The following is a 1547-nucleotide window of genomic DNA, read 5'->3' on the forward strand; positions in this document are numbered from 1 at the left end:
CAGACCGCCACCCGCGGGGTGCGTCAGCCACGGTGACCACCGCGCCGACCTGCACCTTTCGACGTGCCACCGCCAACCATGCACGAGCTCGTTAGGTCACGATGGCGGGCAAAGGCATGAATCGCGACAAGGCCGTTCTCTGCGCACTGGGGAGCGACAAGGGCGTCGTCGCGGTCTCCCCGAAGACTATTGAGATCGTCAGGCTCGCCGCTACCTCCCAGCTGGTCAAGGGCGTCAACGCGGCCGGTTTCTCCCGTCCGCTGGAATTCCTCACCACCAGCGGCGTTCGCCTCCCTGGGCGAGGGCACGGAGATGATCTCCGAGAAGGAGGCGACAAAACAGGGTCTGGCGGTCGGCTCGTTCCTCGAACGTGCTACGCGCCGTCGGCCTGAGCAGCGGCAGCGGCAGCGGCAGCGGCAGCGGCAGCAGCGGCAGCAGCGGCAGCAGCGGCAGCGGCAGCGGCAGCGGCAGCGGCAGCGGCAAGAACATGATCCGGCTGGAGGCCACAGTCAAGTGGCTCCTGGACCCGGCACTCGGCATCCGCGTCGGCGTCTTCTTGCCTGGGCCGGATAAGACCATTAAGAAATCCATCCCGGGCTACGAGCTGGTTGTCCCTCTTGACCGCATCGTGATCTTCCTCGTCCTTGCCGGGCTGGTCGGCGTATTGGCCGCGATAAGGCCAGCCCGCAGCGCTGCCCGCCTGAACATGCGGAACCGCCATTTAGCCGAGTAGCACCGCCACTAGCACGTACAAGGCCCGCAGGCCAGCCTTGGATGCCTGCACTGATGTGAGGTGAGCGCCATCGTCGCACGCAGTTGGAGCTATCGACGCCCCGAGACTTGACGCTGGACCCGCGCGACGACCGCTCGTTGCTGGGTGGGACCCGCCTTCCAGATCCAGCGTCCAACCCAGGTGGATCCGACAGTCTGTGTCAGCCGAACTGGAAGGCGCTGCTCCTACACGTCTGTGGTGCTGCGGGCCGCAGGAAGGCTGAGGGCTGTCGCCAGTCACCGTTGCCCAGCCGGCCCGGCAGCACGTTGTTCCGACTGCACGCCTTCGCCGCCGGTTATGAGAAGCCTCGCTGGCGAAGCCCCCCTCCCGGGTGGTGGTGGTCGCCACCGTCTTTCGGAGTGCGGCTCACGTGCTCGCCGGGTACGGGGACGGGCCGCCGACGAGCGGAGCCCTGCACGATCTGCACGGGCAGTGGCCCTGGTTGGCGAGGACCGACCGCCCCGCTGGGACGACTAGACGGAGGGTCCACAGCAGTCAGTTGGGCGCTACCGCCAAATCCGCTGCTTCAGAGCCGGTCAAGTTGACCTGCCTAAGCCACCTTCACCGCTTAGCGCTGCGCTTTTGAGCCGCCTTCCCCCCTTCCGAAGGTGCCCGCCAGCTGCCTCGGGGGCCCTGAGGGGACTGTCCGGCGAGAACGGGAGCGCCGGAGCAGGGCTGTGGTTACTGACTTTGAAGCCGGGTTGTCGTAGGGGGCTGACGATCGGTGATCGTCGCGGTATGCCGGGTGTATGAGGTATCCGCAGGGTGGGGGTCT

Annotated in this window: 1 protein-coding gene; it reads left to right on the forward strand. The window is 66.9% G+C overall.

The annotated features are described in order from the left end of the window. The first annotated feature begins 370 nt into the window (after window positions 1–370). On the forward strand, window positions 371–733 hold the full coding sequence (locus ACFYP3_RS37755) for a hypothetical protein (RefSeq protein WP_388842640.1): 363 nt from the start codon (window positions 371–373) through the stop codon (window positions 731–733). Window positions 734–1547 lie beyond the last annotated feature (814 nt).

The sequence above is a fragment of the Streptomyces sp. NPDC005533 genome (assembly GCF_042871845.1).
GTDB lineage: Bacteria > Actinomycetota > Actinomycetes > Streptomycetales > Streptomycetaceae > Streptomyces.